This window comes from Pseudomonas sp. NPDC089547 (assembly GCF_050280665.1).
In the GTDB taxonomy this organism is placed as follows: Bacteria; Pseudomonadota; Gammaproteobacteria; order Pseudomonadales; family Pseudomonadaceae; genus Aquipseudomonas.
This window is the reverse complement of record NZ_JBNNVS010000054.1, coordinates 13,805-34,209: the sequence shown is the minus strand read 5'-3', so window position 1 is coordinate 34,209 and position 20,405 is coordinate 13,805. Positions and strand designations below refer to the sequence as shown.

Annotated in this window: 16 protein-coding genes; 8 read left to right on the top strand and 8 right to left on the bottom strand. The window is 61.6% G+C overall.

The genetic code is table 11. From position 1 onward, the window contains the following. From ACQKPZ_RS24815 to ACQKPZ_RS24795, 5 genes are all read left to right on the top strand, one after another. Window positions 1-168 (top strand): DUF3304 domain-containing protein (locus ACQKPZ_RS24815; RefSeq protein ID WP_427543342.1); only part of this gene is annotated, 168 nt, incomplete at its 5' end. Between the two features lie 282 nt (window positions 169-450). Next, window positions 451-3,222, top strand: coding sequence for an amino acid adenylation domain-containing protein (locus ACQKPZ_RS24810; protein ID WP_427543339.1), 2,772 nt, complete (start codon window positions 451-453; stop codon window positions 3,220-3,222). A gap of 97 nt (window positions 3,223-3,319) precedes the next feature. After that, window positions 3,320-3,850, top strand: a complete 531-nt coding sequence (locus tag ACQKPZ_RS24805) for a sigma-70 family RNA polymerase sigma factor (protein ID WP_427543336.1) — start codon at window positions 3,320-3,322, stop codon at window positions 3,848-3,850. A gap of 2 nt (window positions 3,851-3,852) precedes the next feature. After that, window positions 3,853-4,800 (top strand): FecR domain-containing protein, encoded by a 948-nt coding sequence (locus ACQKPZ_RS24800; RefSeq protein WP_427543333.1) that lies wholly within the window; start codon window positions 3,853-3,855, stop codon window positions 4,798-4,800. Window positions 4,801-4,884: 84 nt separating this feature from the next. Then, window positions 4,885-7,335, top strand: coding sequence for a TonB-dependent siderophore receptor (locus ACQKPZ_RS24795; protein ID WP_427543330.1), 2,451 nt, complete (start codon window positions 4,885-4,887; stop codon window positions 7,333-7,335). Between the two features lie 182 nt (window positions 7,336-7,517). Here ACQKPZ_RS24795 and ACQKPZ_RS24790 read toward each other — a convergent pair whose 3' ends face one another. The 8 genes from ACQKPZ_RS24790 to ACQKPZ_RS24755 form a co-directional block, all read right to left on the bottom strand. Beyond that, a complete protein-coding gene (locus ACQKPZ_RS24790; RefSeq protein ID WP_427543327.1) occupies window positions 7,518-9,368 on the bottom strand; it encodes a DUF3857 domain-containing transglutaminase family protein in 1,851 nt (616 codons plus the stop codon). Window positions 9,369-9,447: 79 nt separating this feature from the next. Then, window positions 9,448-9,933 (bottom strand): isochorismatase family protein, encoded by a 486-nt coding sequence (locus tag ACQKPZ_RS24785; RefSeq protein WP_427543324.1) that lies wholly within the window; start codon window positions 9,931-9,933, stop codon window positions 9,448-9,450. A gap of 59 nt (window positions 9,934-9,992) precedes the next feature. Further along, on the bottom strand, window positions 9,993-12,479 hold the full coding sequence (locus ACQKPZ_RS24780; protein ID WP_427543321.1) for a TonB-dependent siderophore receptor: 2,487 nt from the start codon (window positions 12,477-12,479) through the stop codon (window positions 9,993-9,995). Window positions 12,480-12,595: 116 nt separating this feature from the next. Next, a complete protein-coding gene (locus ACQKPZ_RS24775) occupies window positions 12,596-13,543 on the bottom strand; it encodes a FecR domain-containing protein (protein WP_427543318.1) in 948 nt (315 codons plus the stop codon). A gap of 3 nt (window positions 13,544-13,546) precedes the next feature. After that, a complete protein-coding gene (locus ACQKPZ_RS24770; RefSeq protein ID WP_427543315.1) occupies window positions 13,547-14,056 on the bottom strand; it encodes a sigma-70 family RNA polymerase sigma factor in 510 nt (169 codons plus the stop codon). Window positions 14,057-14,195: 139 nt separating this feature from the next. Continuing rightward, entirely contained in the window at window positions 14,196-15,428 is a 1,233-nt protein-coding gene (locus tag ACQKPZ_RS24765; protein WP_427543312.1) for a type II toxin-antitoxin system HipA family toxin, read from the bottom strand. Continuing rightward, window positions 15,412-15,666, bottom strand: coding sequence for a helix-turn-helix domain-containing protein (locus tag ACQKPZ_RS24760; protein WP_427543309.1), 255 nt, complete (start codon window positions 15,664-15,666; stop codon window positions 15,412-15,414). The genes ACQKPZ_RS24765 and ACQKPZ_RS24760 overlap by 17 nt, the downstream gene beginning before the upstream one ends. Window positions 15,667-15,896: 230 nt before the next feature. Further along, window positions 15,897-16,808 carry a LysR substrate-binding domain-containing protein gene (locus ACQKPZ_RS24755; protein ID WP_427543307.1) on the bottom strand — a complete coding sequence of 304 codons (912 nt, stop codon included), beginning with the start codon at window positions 16,806-16,808 and terminating at the stop codon, window positions 15,897-15,899. Between the two features lie 193 nt (window positions 16,809-17,001). Between ACQKPZ_RS24755 and ACQKPZ_RS24750 the strand changes: the two genes are divergently transcribed. Genes ACQKPZ_RS24750 through ttdB form a run of 3 tightly spaced genes read left to right on the top strand, consistent with a single transcriptional unit; the run spans window position 17,002 to window position 19,854 of the window. Then, window positions 17,002-18,339: a dicarboxylate/amino acid:cation symporter gene (locus ACQKPZ_RS24750; RefSeq protein ID WP_427543304.1), complete on the top strand. Its 1,338-nt coding sequence runs from the start codon at window positions 17,002-17,004 to the stop codon at window positions 18,337-18,339. A gap of 10 nt (window positions 18,340-18,349) precedes the next feature. After that, the gene (ttdA, locus tag ACQKPZ_RS24745) at window positions 18,350-19,249 is read left to right on the top strand and encodes a L(+)-tartrate dehydratase subunit alpha (RefSeq protein WP_427543301.1); all 900 of its coding nucleotides are present in this window, start codon (window positions 18,350-18,352) and stop codon (window positions 19,247-19,249) included. Continuing rightward, a complete protein-coding gene (ttdB, locus tag ACQKPZ_RS24740) occupies window positions 19,246-19,854 on the top strand; it encodes a L(+)-tartrate dehydratase subunit beta (RefSeq protein WP_427543298.1) in 609 nt (202 codons plus the stop codon). The genes ttdA and ttdB overlap by 4 nt, the downstream gene beginning before the upstream one ends. The last annotated feature ends 551 nt before the right edge of the window (window positions 19,855-20,405 follow it).

The following is a 20,405-nucleotide window of genomic DNA, read 5'->3' as shown; positions in this document are numbered from 1 at the left end:
CTGGTTTCCGTTCCCGACTACACAGGCCAAAAAGTCTGCGGTATCACCGTCCACTTCCTGCCCTGCGACGATATTCAAGTCACCACATCCTGCTACGCCTACGGCAGCCCAGAGTACCCGATCAAACTGCCGCTGCACTTGCCGGAACCTCAGTCATGTCCGGGCTGAAGTAGCGAGCCACGCGACCGGAGTCGATCGAATGCAAGCTGCCACCGATCGACTTCGAGTCTACGATCACCTTGTTAACCCACCATTCCAGACTCGTGCCAGCCACCGCAGTGGATTCTTCGCGGGCACGCCCGCTCCCACAAGGTTCGCGCACTGCCTGCGAAATCAAAGTTGTGTCCCCGCCCATCGCAAGGCAAACACTCCGATTGGCGCCATCGGCCACCCTGCACTAGCGTTGTGCTACCAGCCAGCCCCAACGTTCATGCGGAGCCTTCACCCATCATGCCGGACCTGCGCCCGAACCCGACGCTGCGCCTGGAGTACCGTGCCGAGCAGCCGATTCACCATGCGTTCCTGAACCAGGCCACCCGCTGCCCGGATGCCATCGCCATCACGGCCCAGCACGCCACCTGCAACTACGTCCAACTGGCGCAGATCAGCCAAGGCATTGCCGGGTATCTGGTGGAAAACGCTGCCAGCGGCACCGATCGCGTCGTCATCATCGCCAGCCGCTGCGCAGGCCTGGTCTACGCCATGCTTGGCTGCCTGCGCGCCGGCCTGGCCTTCACCGTAGCCGACGCGGCCTACCCGCCTGCACGCATCGAGCAAATCGTCCGCGCATTGAAACCGGCCGTGATCCTGCGCTGTGGCGAGGCCACTGTCGGCGCGCACGGCCCCCTTGTCGTCACCGTGCCCGAAGCCCCCGCCGAAGCACTGCAAGCCTTTGCCTGCAAGCCTGTCGCGCTGCCCGCCGTCAGCCCCGAACAGCCAGCCTACATTACCTTCACCTCAGGCAGCACAGGCGAACCCAAGGGCATTGTCACCCACCACGCGCCACTGGTGCATTTCATTGACTGGCATGTGCGCCAGCACGGCTTCACCCAGGCTGACACCTTCTCCCTGCTGTCCGGTCTGGGCCACGACCCGGTCTACCGCGACGTGTTCACGCCACTGTCAATTGGCGCATCCATCGCCTGCCCTGCCCAGTCCATCCTGACCGACCCGTCACAGCTGGCCAACTGGATCGAGCAGCGCGGCGTCAGCGTGATCCACCTCACCCCGCCGCTGGGCAAGCTGATCGAAACCGGCGCGCAGATGAATGGCCAGGTACTCGATCAGCTGCGCTACCTGTTCTGGGGCGGCGATGCGCTCAGCCCGGCGCTTTACCAGCGGATACGCGCCATTGCGCCCAATGCCGTCAATGTGAACTTCTACGGCACCACCGAAACGCCGCAAGCCATGGCCTTCCATACCCTTGACCCGAATGCCGACACTGCCCGGGTACCGTTGGGCAAAGGCATCGCCAACGCACAGTTGCTGGTGGTCGACCCGGCAAACCAGCTGGTCAGCGAGGGAGAAACCGGTGAAATCCTGATCCGCAGCCCCTACTTGTCCCAGGGTTACTGGGGCGACCCGGCACTGACCGAGGCCAAGTTCGTCGCCAACCCCTTCACCGGCAACCCAAGTGACCGCTGTTACCGCACCGGTGACCTGGGCACCTACCTGGCAGATGGCAGCGCCAGTTTTCTGGGGCGCGGTGACAGCCAGGTGAAAATCCGTGGCCATCGCATCGAGCTGGCAGAAATCGAGAACGCCATCACTCGTCATCCCCACATCGGCCAATGCGTGGTCATGGCCAACCACGACAGCGCGGCGATCCGGCTGGTTGCCTATTGCGTCGCGCAGCAGCCGACCACTGCCGACACCCTGCGCCAGACGCTTGCCAGGCAACTGCCGGACTACATGGTGCCGGCGCTGTTCGTATTCCTGGAAGCCCTGCCGCTCACCCCCAACGGCAAGGTCGACAAACGCGCCCTGCCCGCGCCATTTGATGACAGCAGCAACCTGCCCTTGTCGCCACTGGCCGAAAAGCTGAGCACAGCCTGGGCACGGATCCTTCAGGTGCCACGCCTGGACGCCAGGCTGAGCTTTGTCGAGCTGGGCGGCGACTCACTGTCGTTCGTGCAGGCCTCGCGGGTGCTCGAAGAGCTGATCGGCCACCTGCCAGAACGGTGGGAAACCCTGCCCGTGTGCCAACTGGCCGAGCTGAACACACCGCCCAAGGGCGCGTGGCGGGTGATGGAAATGCCCGTGTTCGTGCGCATGCTCGCCATCATCCTGATCGTGGTCGGCCACCTGAGCGAGTTCGACCACTGGCTTATCGTTGGCGAAACGTCCGTGCTGTTCCTGGTCTCCGGCATCAGCCTGGCGCGCTTCCAGCTCAAGGCCATTGAGGAACGTGGCGATGCTCGCACATTGTTCAGGTCACTGGCGGCCATCGTGGTGCCGACGCTGTTGTACACCGCACTGATCCAGCTGGTATTCGACCGGTTGCACTGGCAATCGCTGCTGCTGGTGTCCAACTGGTTCCCGGCCAGCGAGGTCAGCGTGTTCAATTACTGGTACATCGAAGTGCTGGTGCAGATGATCCTGATCATCGGCCTGGTGCTGTCGATCCGGCGCGTGCGCCAGGTCGTCCTCGCCGACCCGTTCCGCTGCCTGATCATTGCAGCCTGTGCCCTGGTGGCACTCGATGTGCTGCTCAGCCGCTTCGTGTTCGACGCCAGTGCGCTGTTCAACCGGGTACCGCAGCACTTCCTGGCAGTGATGGTGCTGGGCATGGCCGTGCACCATGCCGACACCACGGCACGCAAATGGGTGGCCAGCGCGGTGGCCGTGCTGGTGGTTGGCGAGCTTGACCTCATGGCAATTGCCGGGGTCGGCTGGGAGGCGTTCTCGCACTATGTCGATATCGCGCTGCCGGCGATGCTGGCCCTTATCTGGGTCCGCTCGGTGCCAGTCCCCGCGCTGGTCGCGCGGGCAGGTGCGGTGATCGCCTCGGCAACCTTGTATATCTACCTGACGCATTTCCAGTTCCAGTCGCTGGCGGACCATGTGTTCAATCACCCGCTGTTCGAGGTAGCCCTGGCGCTGGCCGGCGGGGTGCTGGTGGCCTATGGCTGGAATACCCTGCTGCGTCTGCTTTTTACCCGCAGGCGCAAGCGGAACCAGGCGCACGGGGCAGATACTGCCGAGCGCGCTACCTCCGCTTGAGCGGACGTGCCGGCGCATGCGCACTGATTGCAAACCCTGAAATACTCTGCATAAAATGCGAACCATTAACATTTGCAAGCAATTTCAGGCGGCATGGATGAGCACCCCGGACGCAGCATTCACCTCTCAAGTCAGCCAGCTATACCGGGCGCAGAGCAAATGGCTGCACAACTGGCTGAAGCCGCGGGTGAACTGCAACCATCTGGCCGCAGACCTGGTGCAGGATGTGTTCGTGCGGGTCATGTCTGCTGCCGATGCCGCGGTAAAGCTCGAAGCCGTACGCGAACCCAAAGGCTACCTGGCTACCATCGCCCGCCGCCTGATGATCGATCACCTGCGCCGTGTGCACCTGGAAAGGGCCTGGCTGCAGGTGCTCGCGGAGCAACCCGAAGCACTGGACATCTCACCTGAGCAGCGCTTGGCCTTGCTGCAAACCTTGTTCGAACTCGACGCCATGCTGGCCGCGCTCGGGCCCAAGGTGCGCGAGGCATTCCTGCTGTCGCAGATCGATGGCATGCCCTACAGGGAAATCGCCACCCGGCTGGGTATTTCCGAAGTCAGCGTGCGCCGTTACGTTGCCAAGGCAGCCGAGCCCTGCATGATCTACAGCCTTGGCCTGGGCCTGTGAGCATGCACCTGAATGCCGAACAACTGGCTTCGTTGCGCCAGGCCGCACACTGGTTCAGCCAGCTCAACAGCGGTGAGGTGCAGGCCAGTGACTACTCGGCCTGGCAACTGTGGCTGAATGCGACGCCCATCAATGCCTGGGCCTGGCAGCAGGCCGAACGCCTGCAAACGCGCATGGCCGCCAGCGAAAACCCGGCTTCGGCACGTGTACTGGCGCTGGCAGCGCATGGCCGGCATGCCAGCCGTCGGCGGGTGGTCAAGGCCGGCTTGCTGCTGTTGGGTGGTGGCCCCCTGGGCCTGGGTGGCTACCGAGAGGTCAAGCAGTCAGCGTTACTGGCAGACGTGCGCACTGGCGTGGGCGAACAGCGTTCGCTGATGCTGGGCAATGGCACTGCCGTGGTGCTCAATACCGCGTCTGCTATGGATGTGGGTGACCTGAGCGAAGCGCCGTGGCTGCGCCTGCGCCAAGGTGAACTGATGGTCACCGTACCGGCACGCCAGACGTGCAGGGTGATTACCCGTAACGGCACCGTCGAGGCCGGCGAAAGCCGCTTTGCCGTGCGCCTGTTCGACGACAGCAGCAGCCTTGAGGTCTTTGGCCGGCAGGCAATGGTGACGTTGGCCTCGGGCCAGCGTTTGCAGGTGAACAGCGGCCAGCGCTGCCAGTTCGACGAGCAGGGTTTCTCCCCGGTGGAAGCTGTCGCGCATGCAGCCGACGCCTGGGGCCGTGGCTTGCTGATTGCCAATGACCAGCGCCTCGACGCCTTCGTCAACAACCTTTCACGCTACCGGCCAGGCTGGTTGCGTTGCGCACCCTCGGTGGCAGGGTTACGCATCAGCGGCACCTACAGGCTCGATGACACCGACCAGATCCTCCGGGCCCTGAGCACATCCCTGCCGGTGCAGGTGCAGTCCAGAACCCGTTTCTGGATAACCATCACTGCTGCGTAAAAAAGTTCCGAACGCCTGATCACTTTGCTGCGGCTTATCCGACTCATAGGTAACCCAACGCTTACCTACAAGAGAAACGCAAAGATGACCCGCCGCTTCAAACCCAGGCCGTTCACTGCGCCAGGCCTGCGCACTTGCCTGATGCTGGCTGCCCTGCTCGGTGGGCCTGGCGCTGCCTGCGCCAGCCAAGCCCATGATTACCACCTGCCGCAGGGCGACCTGGGCGAAATGCTGACGCAGTTCGCCGCAGAGTCCGGCATCGTGCTGTCGTTCGACACCCAGTTGACACGCGGTAAACGCTCGCCGGCACTCGACGGGCGCTATGACATCGCACAGGCGTTGCAGATCCTGCTGCGCGGCACCGGGCTGCAGGCCATACAGGAAAGTGACGGGCGCTACTCGCTGCTGGTGACCACCAGCAACGATAACGCGGTGGAGCTGGCCCCCAGCCGCGTCGATGCATTAGGGCTTGGCTACGTCACCGAGGGTAGCGGCTCTTACACCACCGGGGGGTCTACCACTGCAACCAAGCTGCCACTGACCCTGCGTGAAACGCCTCAGTCGGTCAGCATCATCACTCGCCAGGTGATCGACGACCATGGCTCGCAAGACATCGGCGACGTGCTGCGCAACACGCCCGGGGTTTCGGTGCAGGCATACGACAGCGAACGCATGGAGTATTCCGCACGCGGTTTTGCCATTACCAACTACCAGTACGATGGCATCAACACCATCTATGACGGTGTCTACGATGAGGGCGTGACCCATGTCGACATGGCCGCCTACGACCGCATCGAAGTCATCAAAGGTGCGACCGGCCTGATGACCGGCTCTGGCGACCCATCGGCCACGGTCAACCTGGTGCGCAAAAAGCCCACTCGCGATTTCAAGGCGTCGATCACCGCCAGCGCGGGGTCCTGGGACAACTACCGTACCGAAGGTGATATTTCGGGCTCGCTCAACGACAGCGGTAGCGTGCGTGGCCGCCTGGTGGGTGCCTACCAGGACCGCAAGTCGTACCTGGACCACTACAAGCAGAAAAAGGACGTTTACTACGGCATTGTCGAAGCCGACCTGACGCCCGACACCCTGCTCACCTTCGGCATCGATAACCAGGCCACTACCCCGCGCGGGTCATCCTGGACCGGTAACCCGACGTACTTTTCCGATGGCAGCCGCACGGACTTCTCGCGCTCGCACAACCCCGCGGCAGACTGGAGCCGCCGCGACTTCCAGTCCACCACCTACTTCACCTCGCTGGAGCAGGCGCTGGCCAATGACTGGAAGTTCAAGCTAAGCCTCAACCACATGATCAGCGACCATGACACCCGCCTGGCTTCCGCCAGCGGCGGCAACCCGGACCCGGTTACCGGCGAGGGTATGTTCCTGTACTGGGGGCGTTGGGAAGGCCACCGCGTGCAAAACACCGCAGACGTGAACGTATCCGGCCCGTTCACCCTGCTCGGCCGCGAGCATGAGCTGGTGGCAGGCTTCATGACTTCGCTTTCGAAGCAGACCGGCGACACCTACGACGGCAGCGCGTTCGAGATGGTGCCCGGCTCCATCTTCGACTGGAACGGGAAGTTACCGGAGCAGAACTTCCCGAAAAACGGCGACTACACCACCACGCAAAGCCAGAATGGCGCCTACGTGGCCACCCGCCTGAGGCCGACCGACAAGCTTTCGGTCATTCTCGGTACCCGCGTCAGCACCTTCAAGTACAACGACGATGAAGACTATTACCCAACGTCGTCGCTGGGTGACACCCACGCCAGCTACAAGGAGCACGGCGTAGTCACCCCCTATGCGGGCGTGGTCTACGATCTGGACGACACCTACTCGGTGTATGCCAGCTACACCTCGATCTACCAGCCGCAAGTGTACAAGGACATCAACGGCGCGACCCTGGCTCCGGTGGAGGGCGATGGTTATGAAGCAGGCTTCAAAGCCGCCTGGTTCGATGGCCGCCTGAACGGTACCTTGGCGTTCTTCCGCATCGAGCAAGACAACGTCGCCTCCAACATCGGCACCAACCCGGTGACCAACGAAGGTATCTACAAGGCCATCGACGGTGCCACCACCAAGGGCGTCGAGCTGGAGCTGGCCGGCGAGTTGGCACCCGGCTGGAACGTCACCGCCGGCTACACCTATGCCCGTACCCGCGACGCCGACGACCAGCGGATTTTCGGCTTCCCACTGGCGACCACCAAACCTGAACACGTGGTGCGGCTGTTCAACACCTACCGCCTGCCTGGCGCATTCGACGCGGTGACCGTGGGCGGCGGGCTGAGGTGGCAAAGCGGCTTCTACGGCAACATCTACAGCCCGGTCGCCAATGACTACACCCGCATCAAGCAAGGCGGCTACACGCTGGTGGACCTGATGGCCCGCTACCAGTACGACGAGCACCTGAGCTTCACGGTCAATGCCAACAACGTGTTCGACAAGGTTTACCTGACCGGGCTGGGCAACTTCGATACCACGTACTATGGCGAGCCGCGTAACCTGATGGTTACAACCCGCTGGGATTTCTGACAGGGCTGAGCATCCGCGCCCAGCCACACGCAAGTCTTGTAGGAGCGGCCTTGTGTCGCGAAAGGGCTGCAAAGCAGCCCCTGGATTTGAGCGTTGGTGGGCAAATTGCCGGGGCCGCTTTGCGGCCCTTTCGCGACGCAAGGCCGCTCCTACAGGGGGCCGCGCAAGCCCGGGGATCTTGGCTAGCCCGCCTGCACGATAATCTGGCTCTGCAGGTCGCGGATCATTGCCTCCAGCGCCGGCTTCATCGCCGTGAAATCCTCAGGCGTACACACCACATCCGGCCGGCTGAACTTGAACCGCCGCTCCACCACCACCGCATTGCCATCCTGGGTGTAGCGCGAGCTGTAGTCGACATTGCCGTCATGCAGCTCCACAGGTTTCGGCAGTGCCAGCACATTGACCTGGGCCGGGAACTCGAAGCGCGAGGTCTCCTCGGTGTCGTTGCCAATGCACACGAAGCTTTGGCTGCGTTCCTTTTCCAGGGTGAAGCTGTACACATTCTGCGAAATACCGCCTGCCAGGCTGGTAAGGGTCGCCACACCAACCGGCCCTGGCAGGTTGACCAGGTTTTCCGTGCGCCCATCCACATTGCTGACAAAGTCGCCGTTGGCAGTGGGCGGCTCTATCTTGAACGAACCACTGCCACGCTGCCCGTACGCGGCCAGCACCTTCTCGACCAACAGTCCGCGGTCTGCCGGCTTCATCAGCTTCAAGCCAAAGCGGCTCACCTCGCTGGCCCACCCCTTCACCGTCGAAACGTTGGTGAAGTCGGCCGCGCCATCGGCCTTGACCTTGAACAGCAAGTCACTGGATACCTGGTTCAACTGCATGGCCGGCGTTTTGCCAAACTCGCCGGTGGCAGTCAGCAGCACCCGCTTGTTCAGCACGGTCAACGGCAGGTAACCCGCAGCAATCGACGGGTCCGTGGAGTCCAGGTACAAATCCAGGCTCGGTACGTAAGTGATCACATGGTTCAGCACACCCAAGGTCGGCACTTTGGGGAACACATAGGCATTGCCCTGGTTCACCAGGGCCGGCGTGCTGTTGATGCCTGCCGCGCTCAACAGCGCTTCCAGCAATGCCACATGGTCCTTGCAGTCACCGTAGCGGTTGTCCAGCACGGTTTGCGCGGCGTGCGGCACTACCCCGCCAGCACCCACATACACCGCCACATAGCGGATATTCTCGCGCACCCAGTCACTGAGGGTCAGGGCTTTTTCCCGCGCGGTGGGCAAGCCGGCCGTCAGGCGCTTCGCCAACTCGCTGATCTGTGGGGTGACCTCGACCGTGGCCCTGGCCTGGTAGGCCTGGGCGAAGTCCTTGAAGCCGGTAAAGGTCGAAACCGCCAGGTAGTGGCCGTAGTCCAGGTACGACACCGCCCCGGTCTCAATCCGCGCACGCTCCGCTGGCACGTAGTCCCAACGATGTACCGTGCGCCCTTGCCCGGTGGCGGGTGGCGACGCCTTGAAGCCGCGAGCATCGGCCTGCAGCGGCATGCCCTGAGGCAGGTCATACATCAGCGAGAACTGCCCGACCGGGTGAAACTGCGGCACAGTGATGTCTTCGAAATGCCCGGGGAAAAGCGGTGTAGCGCGATTACGCTGGTAACGCAGCACCAGCCGGTCGCCTACTGCCACCTCGGGGAAGATCACCACCTTGTTGACCGAGTCCTGGAACATCGGCGCCTGCGCAGAAGCCCGCTCCTGCTGCTCCTTGATGTGCGTGGCATCCACCTGCACCTTGCGGCCATCCGGCTTTTGCGTGTACGCCTCCAGCACCTGCAGGGTCTCAAGTGAACGGTTGTAGCTTAGCGGTTGCTCGGCATTGGCTTTGATGGCGCGCTCTTCGTTGATCAGCATGACGCTGTCGACGTCCAGGCGGAAACTGCCGTCCTTCTGCACCACGAACGTCTGCACGATCTTTTCCAGGGTGACGGACCGGTCGGTGCCATCGGTAAAGGCGTGGGCAAGGCCACCCCAGAGCATTGCGACAGGCAGCAGGACAGCTGCCAGGTAGGGCTTTTTCAGCATGGAGATCCTTCTCGATCAGCGGACAACAATCGACAATGATACTCATTGGCGCCAACTGATGGCAAAGTGATTACATGCGTCAGGCTGTTCCGGCCAGTTCGGCCAGCACCTCTACCGAGGTAGTGACCTGGCGGAAGTGATGCTGCCACAACTCGATGCCCAGCTTGCCCGAGCGGTCCAGCGAAGAGCCTACGGTCATGTCCGTCACCAGGGTGGGCGTCAGCCCCGCATCAAACAGGGCAAACCCGGCGGCCAGCACACAGGTTTCGGTCTGCAGGCCGCATACCAGCACCCGCTCCACACCCAGCTGGCGAATGTAGTCGATGGCTTCGGCGCTCTGCCCGTAGCCATGCTTGATGAACACCTGGTCGGCTTCGACCAGGCTTTCGTCTTCGGCCGCCGGGTGCCAGCCAAGCTGCCGTTCGAACGGTGTGACCTGTTCGTCATGCAACTCGACCGAAGCAATGGTGGGGATGTTCGCTGACAACCGCCGCAAACCATCGACCAGCCACTCGGGCGGGCTGAAGGTGGACTGTACATCGACGATGAGCAAAACCTGGCGCATAGCGTACTCCGGCCATTGGCAAAATGGCGCGGAGTATAACGCGTGGCGTGGGGGCTTGATCACCAGTCGTAGGTCATCTCCAGCGACGCTACCCGCTCCTGCCCGTAATAGCAGCCAAACGCGTAGTTGCAGTCCGATACATACTCGCGGTCGAAAATGTTCTGCACGTTCACACTGGCCTGCAGGCCACGCAGGCTTGGGTCGAGCTTGCCCAGGTCGTAGCTGACGGTAGCGTCGTACACGGCGAAGGCCGGTACATCGAAGGTGTTGGCCGAGTTACCCGGCTTGCGGCCGGTGTACCGGGCACCGGCGCCGAAGGACAGGCCATTGAGCACGGCCTGGGTGAAGTGGTAATCCACCCACAAGGTGGCCGACACAGGGGCCTGCGACTCGTTGCGGTTGCCCTGGTCGCCGTAGGTGCTCTTGGTGTAGAACGAGTCGATGTAGGTGGCAGCGGCCAGTACATCGACATTCTCGATGCTGGACTTGAGTTCCAGCTCCACCCCACGCGAGCGCACCTCGCCATTTTGCGACTGGTACTGCGGGTACTCGGTATCACCGGTCAGCACGTTCTTCTGCTTCACCTGGAACACAGAGGCAGTGAACAGGGTGCCTTCGACCGGCTGGTATTTCAGACCCACTTCGTATTGCTCACCTTCGGTTGGCTCGAACGCCTTGCCACCACGCTCGGGCGCTGCCGTGCCCAAGGTAGGCAAGAACGACTGGGAGTAGCTGACATACGGCGCCAGGCCGAACTCGGTGACATAGGTCAGGCCGATGCGCCCTGTGAACTTGTTGTCGCGCTGAGAGGCAATGCTGTGCGCCAGCAGATCCTTGTTGTCGATTTCAGCCCAGTCCTGGCGCCCGCCTACTGTCAGTATCCAGTTGTCCAGCTTGATCTGGTCCTGCAGGTAAACCCCGGTCTGGCGCACGGTGTTGTCCCAACGGGTATCCAGCACCGGCGTTACGCTGCTGCTGTCGTAATTGTTCTTCCCGTAGAGGTCGACCGGCAATACGTTGTAGGCGTTGTAGCCATCGTACTTGCGCGTGAAGTGACGGTAGTCCGCGCCGGCCAGCAAGGTGTGCCGCAGTGCGCCCGTGTTGAAGGTGTACTCCAGATTGTTATCGACGGTGTAGGCAATGTTGTGCTGGCGCCAGTCAAGCTTGACCCGGTTGGCGCGGGTGTAGTCGACCACATCGCCATCTGTCACGAAGCTGCGCAGGTAAAAGCCCTTGTAGCGGTCGCGCACATCGGTGTATCGCGCCGTTGAGCGCCAGGCCAGGTCATCGCTGAAACGGTGGTTGAAGTCGTAACCCAGCACGTACTGGTCGCGCTTGTAATCGTTGTAGTGTGAATCGCCCGAGAAGAAGTCGCGGTCGATTTTCTGCCCCGTCGGGCCACGCTTGAGCGAGCCGATCATCGGCAGCGATTGATAGTCGGCCAGGCCATCATCGCGCTGCACTTGCGCCAGCAACGTCAGCGACGTGTCCTCGTTCGGCGCCCAGGTCAGGCTTGGCGCCAGCAACAAGCGCTCGCTGTGGGTGTGAGCGACCATTTCGTTGCCTTTGTCGGCAACGCCAACCAGGCGATAGGTAAACGCCTTTTGCTCATCCAGCGGGCCGCTGGTATCAAAGGCACCATTGACCCGGTTGTAGCTACCCGCACCAAGCTTGACCTGGCTACGCTGTTCACGGGTCGGGCGTTTGGAAACCATGTTGATCAAACCACCTGGCTGGTTTTGCCCATACAGCACCGACGAAGGGCCTTTGAGCACCTCGATACGCTCCAGCGTGTAGGGGTCGATCTGCGGCGCGCCGCCCAGGCTCCCAGCGTATGGAATGTATGCACCGTCCAGGTACAACGGGGTTGGAGCAAAACCACGGCTGGTGATTTCGTCGGCGATGCTGTTGCGGTCGGTAAAGCCGCCGGTAGACAGGCCCGGGGTGTAGCGCAGCGCCTGGGTCAGGTTACGCGCGCCCTGGGCTTGCACCTGGTCGGCGGTGATCACGTTGATGGCCTGGGGGATCTCCAGGATGGGCGTATCAGTCTTGGTTCCGGTGGCGCTGCGGCTGGCCACATAACCACTCACCGGCCCATAGGCAGACTCCACGGCCGCACCGGTTACGCTGGTGGTATCAAGCTGCAAGGTCGAGTCGTCGCCGACCATTGGCAGCAGCGAGTAGCTGCCATTGGCCTGCTTGACTACCTGCAACCGGTTACCTGCCAGTAACCGGCGCAGGCCGGCATCGGGGCTGTAGTAGCCATGCAGCCCGGGCGATTGCAACGCCTGTACCGATGACGGCTCGAATGACACCGTCACCCCCGCTGCCGAAGCAAACTGCGTGAGCGCCGAGGCCAGTGGGCCGGCGGCAATGTCGAACGAGGCTTCAGCCTGACTTTGGGCAATGGCAGGGCTGGCGACCATCACCGCCGCCAGCGGTGATGCCAGTGCCACACTGAACACTGCGCGGTTCACTGCACGTGCCAGCCTGGTTTTGGTCGAGTTTATCGGTAGGGTGCGTTTGCAATCGTTGACAGCGAGCATGCGGTTTCCTTTCGCCCTGCGGCAGTTTTTTTCAATGCGCTTGGTGCGCGTCTACCTACAAGTCGAACGAACGCGAAAATCGATAACCCCCCTTGGTAAAAAAATGACGGCGGGCTTCAGGCCGCTTCTACACGCGTCCAGTAACGGCTGAAACGACGAATGCGCACAGGCAGCGTGGTGGTGAGGTTTTCCAGGACAATATCGATATTGCCCAGGTGAAACGCGCCGGACAGTCGCAGTTGACTCACGGCTTCATCACAACCCAGGTACCCAGGCCGGTAGCGTTGAAGCTCGCCCACAACATCGGCAAGGCGCCAGTCATCCACGATCAACATCTCGCGTACCCATGCGTCTGCCATCGCCGCTACCGCTGTGGCATCGCCCATTTTCCCGACGCTGAATACCAGCTGTTGTCCGGCGTCTACCCGCACAGCCGCCATGGCCTGTGCACCGCGCACCTCCACCGCATGCTCCAGCACGCAAACCCGCGTCAGGTCGTTGTCGCTGCGCACGGTGAAACGCGTGCCCAGTGCGCGGATGCTGCCCTGCCGGGTGTGCACGATGAATGGGCGGGACAATTCATCCGCTGCGGTCTGCACCAGTATCTCCCCTTGCAGCAACTCAAGCGCGCGCCACTCGGCACCGTAGCGAATATCTAACGCGGTGTCGGTGTTCAATTGCAATTGGCTACCGTCATCCAGCCGCAACGAGCGCTGCTCGCCAACGCCCGTGCGCACGTCGGCCATCAGCCGTGCAACGCCACCATCACGCAATACCGCCCCACCTGCCGCGCCCGCCACCAACAGTACCGACAGCACCTTGAGCACTTCGCGTCGTTTGGCCCTGGCACTGCTTAACGTCGGCCGTGCGATACCGGGCGTCACCTGCGCCAGCTTGCCCTGCAAGCGAGCCAGGCGCTCCCAGGCCTGCACGTGTCGTGGGTCACTCAGCAACCAGCGCTGATGTGCTGCTCGCGTGGCTGCATCGGGCTCGCAGCGCAACTCGACGTACCAGTGCGCGGCAGCCTCCAGCGTGTTGCGGTCCAACGGTTCCGTACCCGCCACCGTTCACGCCTCGGCCAGCATCAGGCAATGGGTCAGGGCACGCACTGCATGTTTCTTGACCGTGGTCAGCGAAACATCCAGGCGCTGCGCGATTTCGACATAACTCAAACCATCGAGTTGGGCCATCAGGAAAATTTCGCGGGTACGTGTACCTAGGCCATCGAGTAGCCGATCAATTTCCAGCAGGGTCTCGATGATCAGCAGGCGCGCTTCGGGCGAAACCTCCACATGCTCGGGCCGGGCCGCGAGGGTTTCCAGGTATGCCTGCTCCAGGGCGCGACGGCGAAACATGTCGATCATCAGGCTGCGGGCCACACTGCTCAAATAGGCCCGTGGCTGGCGCAGTTCCGCCGCCTTGCGCAGGGTCAGCACCCGTATGAAGGTGTCCTGGGCCAGGTCAGCCGCATGGTCCATGCAGCCGAGCTTGCTGCGCAGCCAGCCGCACAACCAGGAATGATGGTCCTCGTAAAGCGTGTGTACCGCTTTTTGCAGGGAAGTGTCAGCGCTGGACATGGTAGAACCGATGAGGGCGTTATTTAATAATGACTCTCATTTAACCTGAGTCTCATCGGTTTTCGCAATTGCTTTGCGCAGCAGACTGGAAACACAACCAACGAGGCAGTGAGCCTGCTTCGCAGGGTCTGGAGGTCACCTAGGCAACAATGCTTCTGCTCAACCCCAAGTTCCACGCCTCGGCCATCTTCTCCCCTACGCGCTCAAACGCCGGATGGGTGTCGCGATAATCTGCAAGCTCCGCCATCGCACGGTTCATGCCGACTTCCACTTTGTTCAGCAACTCCTCGCAGCGCGCTTGCGTCAGGTTGCACGCGGTGCGCCCGAACTGCACCAGCATCTTGCGCTTGGGCCACGCTTTCGACCCGCCCAGCAGCAGCCCCATGATGTCGTGGTTGCTGTACACCGTCGTGGTCACCAGGTCATACGCGGGCGCGAGCCAGATATCGGCGTCCTCGGCACAGTTCTCGTAAAGCAGGCCGAAGTTCTTCAAGTGTGCATCGCCGTTCTGGATACCGGCGCACAATGCAACCATGGTGAAGAAGTCCTCCAACGCACGAGGTACCCGACCAGGCGTGACATAAAGTTTGATCAACTGCGCACAGCCTTGGTAGCTGCCATCGTACTTCTTGCGAGTACCCCACCCCGAAAGCACGCACATGTCCTCAAAGCCAAGGTAGGCGTTGTCGCCGATATCGAAGCGTCGGACAACCAGAAACCTGCCCTGCTGACTAAGCTGGAATTCAGGCACTTCCAGGCCGCAATGCAATGCCGCCCGCATGCAGAAATACTCGTTGGCCGCCAACTGAGGGAAATCCGATTCGTTGAACGCTTTTACCAGGTGTGTGGCTCCACGGTGGGTGACCCGATCAACATCCGCGGCGCCAGCATTGATATCCCGCACCAGCACCTTGGGCTGAACACCTGATACGCCTGAGTAGGCAGCGTAAGTGCTTAAAAGCTCGGCAAACAGGTCGTTCGCACCGTCGTGAACCAGCAAGCCGGACAGATCCATGCCTGGAACGGGGCCGTCACCAGCATGCTGGGCGATGCTGATCCGACCCAGTTGGTGGGGGCCTACAATGCCCAGCAAGGCGAAATCGTCAAAACCGCGCACCGACTTGCTGAACCGCCGCATCAGCTCTTCCTTGAGGTGCCCTTCGGGAAGGTTCATCTCGAACAAGGGGTGTATTCCGTACTCCCACTTGTAGCTCTCCAGGCGTGTTGGCATGGTCACGGAGACGGCTTGTGCTTCGCCAGCCGATGGATTGTAAGTGAAGACCGTATCACGCGGGTTCTCGCCACTGCGCCCCAGAGTGCCGACATTGGCGTCGCCTGCGCCGACGTACAAACGATCACTCGATCTGATCATGGATACCCCCGGCCTTCAGCTCATCAAGCGTTCTACGCCGGCGCTTGGGCGTGGCCGTCAGTTCGTATCCCAAACCCTCCAAAATCGCTGCAACCTTGCGAATGCCTATTTCGGGGATCGAGTTGTTCTCGATCCCCGAAATGGTCGCACGACTCATGCCGTGCCGTTGCGCGAGTTGGGCTTGGGAAAGCCCGGCATCTTTACGCAGCGTCTTGATTAGTTTGCCTAATTCATCCATACATATTGCACCATATGCAATGCATTTATTATCAGAATCATGTAATTGCATCGTATTTGATTCAAAATACGTTGTACAGTCGTTTCTTCGAGACTATGTGAGAAGGCCAGGTACAGGACATGCCAAGGGAACTCCAGCTTCGAACACACGACAGGAAGCCAGCGATATAAAACTGCTTGCCGGGCAGGTTCGCGCCCAGAGGGAACACGGTAACGTCACTTGGCGCGGGCTTACTGCCACGCCGCCTGGCTATCGCCCTGGCTGAAGAACGCCCGCAAGTGCTCGACAAAGCACGACACCTTCGCCGACAGGTTCAAGCGCTCCAGGTACACCGCATAAATATCCGCGGGCGGTGTGTGGTAGTCGCCCAACACCTCCACCAGCCGCCCGCTACGCAGGTGATCGGCCAGGTTCCACTCGGCCCGCAGCAGAATGCCCTGCCCGTCCAGCGCCCAGTTCAGGGCCACCTCGCCGTCGTTGGTGCTGAGGCTGCCATGCACCTTCACCGACTCGCTCAGCTTGCCACGGCTGAGCCGCCAGATGCCAAACGCGGCATCGTTCTGACGCAACACGATGCAGTTGTGGCTGGCCAGGTCTTTGGGGGATTGCGGGGTGCCGTGAGCCTCCAGATAGCCGGGGGCTGCACACAACCGACGGCGGTTGGCGGCAATCTTGCGGGCGATCAGGCGCGAGTCGGGCAGCTCACCAAAACGGATGGCCACATCAATGGCATCGTTCGGCAGCGCGATGGGCCGGTCGGTCAGGTGCAATTGCACCTCCACCTCCGGGAAGCGTTTGGCAAACGATGAAACTGCCGGCCCTACATGGGTACGCCCGAACCCCAACGGCGCATTGACCCGCAACAGGCCCTTTGGCTCGGCACGGCTGCTGGACACCTGCCGCTCCATTTCCTCGATTTCACCCAGTATTCGCCGCGCATTCACCAGGTAGGTCTCGCCTTCGGCGGTCAGGCTGATGCTGCGCGTGGTGCGGTTGAGCAGGCGCACGCCCAGGCGCTGCTCCAGCTGCGCCAGGCGTTTGGAAACCGCAGGCGGCGTCAGGTTCAGTTCGCGCGCGGTGCCCGCCAGGCTACCCACCCTGATCAGCTGGGTGAAGAACGCGAGCTCCGATACCGAATTCATAATTAACCTGAGGGAAATAATGAGTTGAATTTCATTGTATTACATCACTTTAGAAAAACCATTACCTTTTGCCCGGCGTGATTAACCACAAAAACGCTGGGCTCTTCGGCCGCCAAGGCCAGGTGTGACCTGCACCCACGATCAGCCCGGCCGCCAGATAAATCCGACTCACAACAATAATTCGGAGACGGCAATGGCCAAGCGATTGTTCGGCAAGCTTTACGTACAGGTATTGATCGGGGTAACCCTCGGGGTGCTGATCGGGGTGTTCTGGCCCCAGGTTGGCGCAGACTTGAAGCCCATCGGTGACGCCTTCATCAAACTCATCAAGATGGTCTTCGCCCCGATCATCTTTGCCACGGTGGTGTTGGGCATCGCCAAAATGGAGAACATGAAAGAGCTTGGCCGCGTCGGCGTACGTGCGCTGATCTACTTCGAAGTGCTGTCCACCTTTGCCCTGGTGCTGGGACTGGTAGTGGTCAATATCGTACAGCCCGGCCAGGGTATGAACGTCGACCCCGCCACCCTCGATGCCAAGAGCATTTCCACCTACACCGCTGCTGCGGCAGGCAACAGCGGCGGCTTTATCGACTTCCTGCTGCATGTGATACCCGGCAGCGTGACTGATGCCTTCGCCAAGAACGAGATCCTGCCGATCCTGCTGTTCTCCACGCTGTTCGGCATCGCCCTCTCCCACCTAGGACCACGCGGCAAGCCGATGGTGGATGTGCTGGAAGCGTTCTCCCACGGCATGTTCTTCATCGTCGGCATGATCATGCGCGTGGCCCCGCTGGCCGCCTGCGGGGCCATGGCTTTCACCGTGGGCAAGTACGGCCTGGGTTCGATCGTTTCGCTGGGCAAGCTGATGGCGACCATGTACCTGACCTGCTTCCTGTTCGTGGTGATCGTGCTGGGCGCCATTGCCAGGTTGTCGGGCTTCAACCTGTGGAAGTTCCTCAAGTACCTCAAGGAAGAACTGTTCACGGTACTGGGTACCAGCTCATCCGAGTCAGTGGTGCCGCAACTGATGAACAAGCTGGAAAAGGTCGGCGTGTCCAAACCGGTGGTCGGCCTGGTGATCCCCTCGGGCCTCACCTTCAACCCGGACGGCCAGTGCATCTACTACACCATGGCCGCCATCTTCATCGCCCAGGCCACGAACACGCCGTTGACCCTGATGGACCAACTGATCGTGCTCGGCGTGCTGCTGCTCACCTCCAAAGGCTCCGCAGGTGTGACCGGTTCGGGCTTCATCACCCTGGCCGCCACGTTGGCGACCATGGACAACATCCCGGTGGCCGGCATGGTGCTGCTGTTGGGCGTGGACCGTTTCATGTCCGAGGCCCGGGCCATCACCAACACCATCGGCAACGCCGTCGGCACCGTGGCCATCGCCAACTGGGTCGGTGCGCTGGACAAGCAGCGCATGGCCCAGGCCCTGGACGGCCAACTGCCGGCAGAACCGCAAGCCGCCGAACCCCGCCCTGACCATTCGATAACAGCAAAAAGCACCCACTTTGAAATGCAGTGAGGAAATAATCATGGACAAAGAAACCGCCGTGTCATCGCTGACTGACGTGATGGCCAAGTTCACCGCCTATATCGGCAAACGCCTGCCCCGAGACGTGAAGGAAAAGACCGCCAAGTTGCGTGCGGCCGAAACCAACCCGCTGGCCATCGCCGTGTACGACTCGATGGCCGACAACCAGGAATACGCCGACGAGCTCAACCGCCCCAGCTGCCAGGACACGGGCGTGATTCAGTACTTCGTCTCTGCCGGCGCACGCTTCCCGCTGCTGGGTGAGATGGAAGGCATCCTCGAAAACGCCACCAAGGAAGCCACCATCAAGGGGCCGCTGCGCCACAACGCGGTGGAAACCTTCATCGAGAAAAACACCGGCACCAACACCGGCTCGAAAATCCCGTGGCTGGACTGGGAAATCATCCCCGATGCCGATCACTGCATCGTCGATGTGTACATGGCCGGTGGCGGCTGCACCCTGCCAGGTTCGGCCAAGGTGCTGATGCCGGGTCAAGGCTATGAAGGGGTGACCGAATTCGTCTTCGATGTGATCACCTCGCGCGGGGTCAACGCCTGCCCGCCGTTGCTGGTGGGGGTTGGCGTATCGACCTCGGTGGAGACCGCAGCGCGCCTGTCGAAGAAGGCCATCCTGCGCGAGGTGGATTCCAGCCACCCCAACGAAAGCGCGGCCATGATGGAAAAGCTTTTGGAAGAAGGCCTGAACGAAATCGGCATCGGCCCGCAGGGCCTTACCGGCAACAGCAGCGTGATGGGCGTGAACATCGAGTCCTCTGCCCGCCACCCCTCCACCATCGGCGTGGCAGTGTCCACCGGTTGCTGGGCCCACCGCCGCGGCAAGATCCGCATCAACGCCGACCTGACCTACGACATCCTCTCCCATGAAGGGGTAGTACTGTGAAAAAGATCCTGAGTACCCCGATCAGCGACGACGACCTGGCCACCCTCAACGTGGGCGATGTCGTCTACCTCACCGGGCAACTGGTGACCTGCCGCGACGTGGCACACCGCCGGCTCATCGAGCTTGGCCGCGAACTGCCGGTTGACCTGCGTGGCGGCGCCATTTTCCATGCCGGCCCCATCGTCAGGAAGAAAGATGACGGCAGCTTCGAGATGGTCTCCATTGGCCCGACCACCAGCATGCGCATGGAAAAATTCGAAAAACAGTTCATCGAGCAGACCGGTGTGAAGCTGATTGTCGGCAAGGGCGGCATGGGCCCGGAAACCACCACCGGTTGCCTGGAGAACAAGGCCGTTCACGCGGTATTCCCGGGTGGCTGTGCGGTGCTGGCGGCAACGCAGGTGGAAGAGATCGAACGGGCAGAATGGCAAGACCTGGGTATGCCGGAAACACTGTGGGTGAACCGCGTGCGTGAGTTCGGGCCGCTGATCATCTCGATCGATACCAAGGGCAACAACCTCTTCGAACAGAACAAGGCCCGCTTCAACGAGCGCAAAGGGGCGGTGATCGAGAAGATCAACAGCCAGGTGCGGTTTATCAAGTAACGTCGGCTGCACCGCCACCGCGCAGGCCTCAGGCTTATGCAGTACCTGTGGGAGCGGCTTTAGCCGCGAACACCGGCGCAGCCGGTGCCATATACCGAGTCGGATTCTTCGCGGGCAAGCCCGCTCCCATAGGAACCGCGCAGGCCTCAGGCTTATGCAGTACCTGTGGGAGCGGCCTTGGCCGCGAACACCGGCGAAGCCGGTGCCATATACCGAGTTGGATTCTTCGCGGGCAAGCCCGCTCCCACAGGAACCGCGCAGGCCTCAGGCTTATGCAGTACCTGTGGGAGCGGCCTTGGCCGCGAACACCGGCAAAGCCGGTGCCATATACCGAGTTGGATTCTTCGCGGGCACGCCCGCTCCCACAGGAACCGCGCAGGCCTCAGGCTTATGCAGTACCTGTGGGAGCGGCCTTGGCCGCGAACACCGGCGAAGCCGGTGCCATCCACCGCGCTGGATTCTTCGCGGGCACGCCCGCTCCCACAGGAACCGCGCAGGCCTCAGGCTTATGCAGTACCTGTGGGAGCGGCCTTGGCCGCGAACACCGGCGA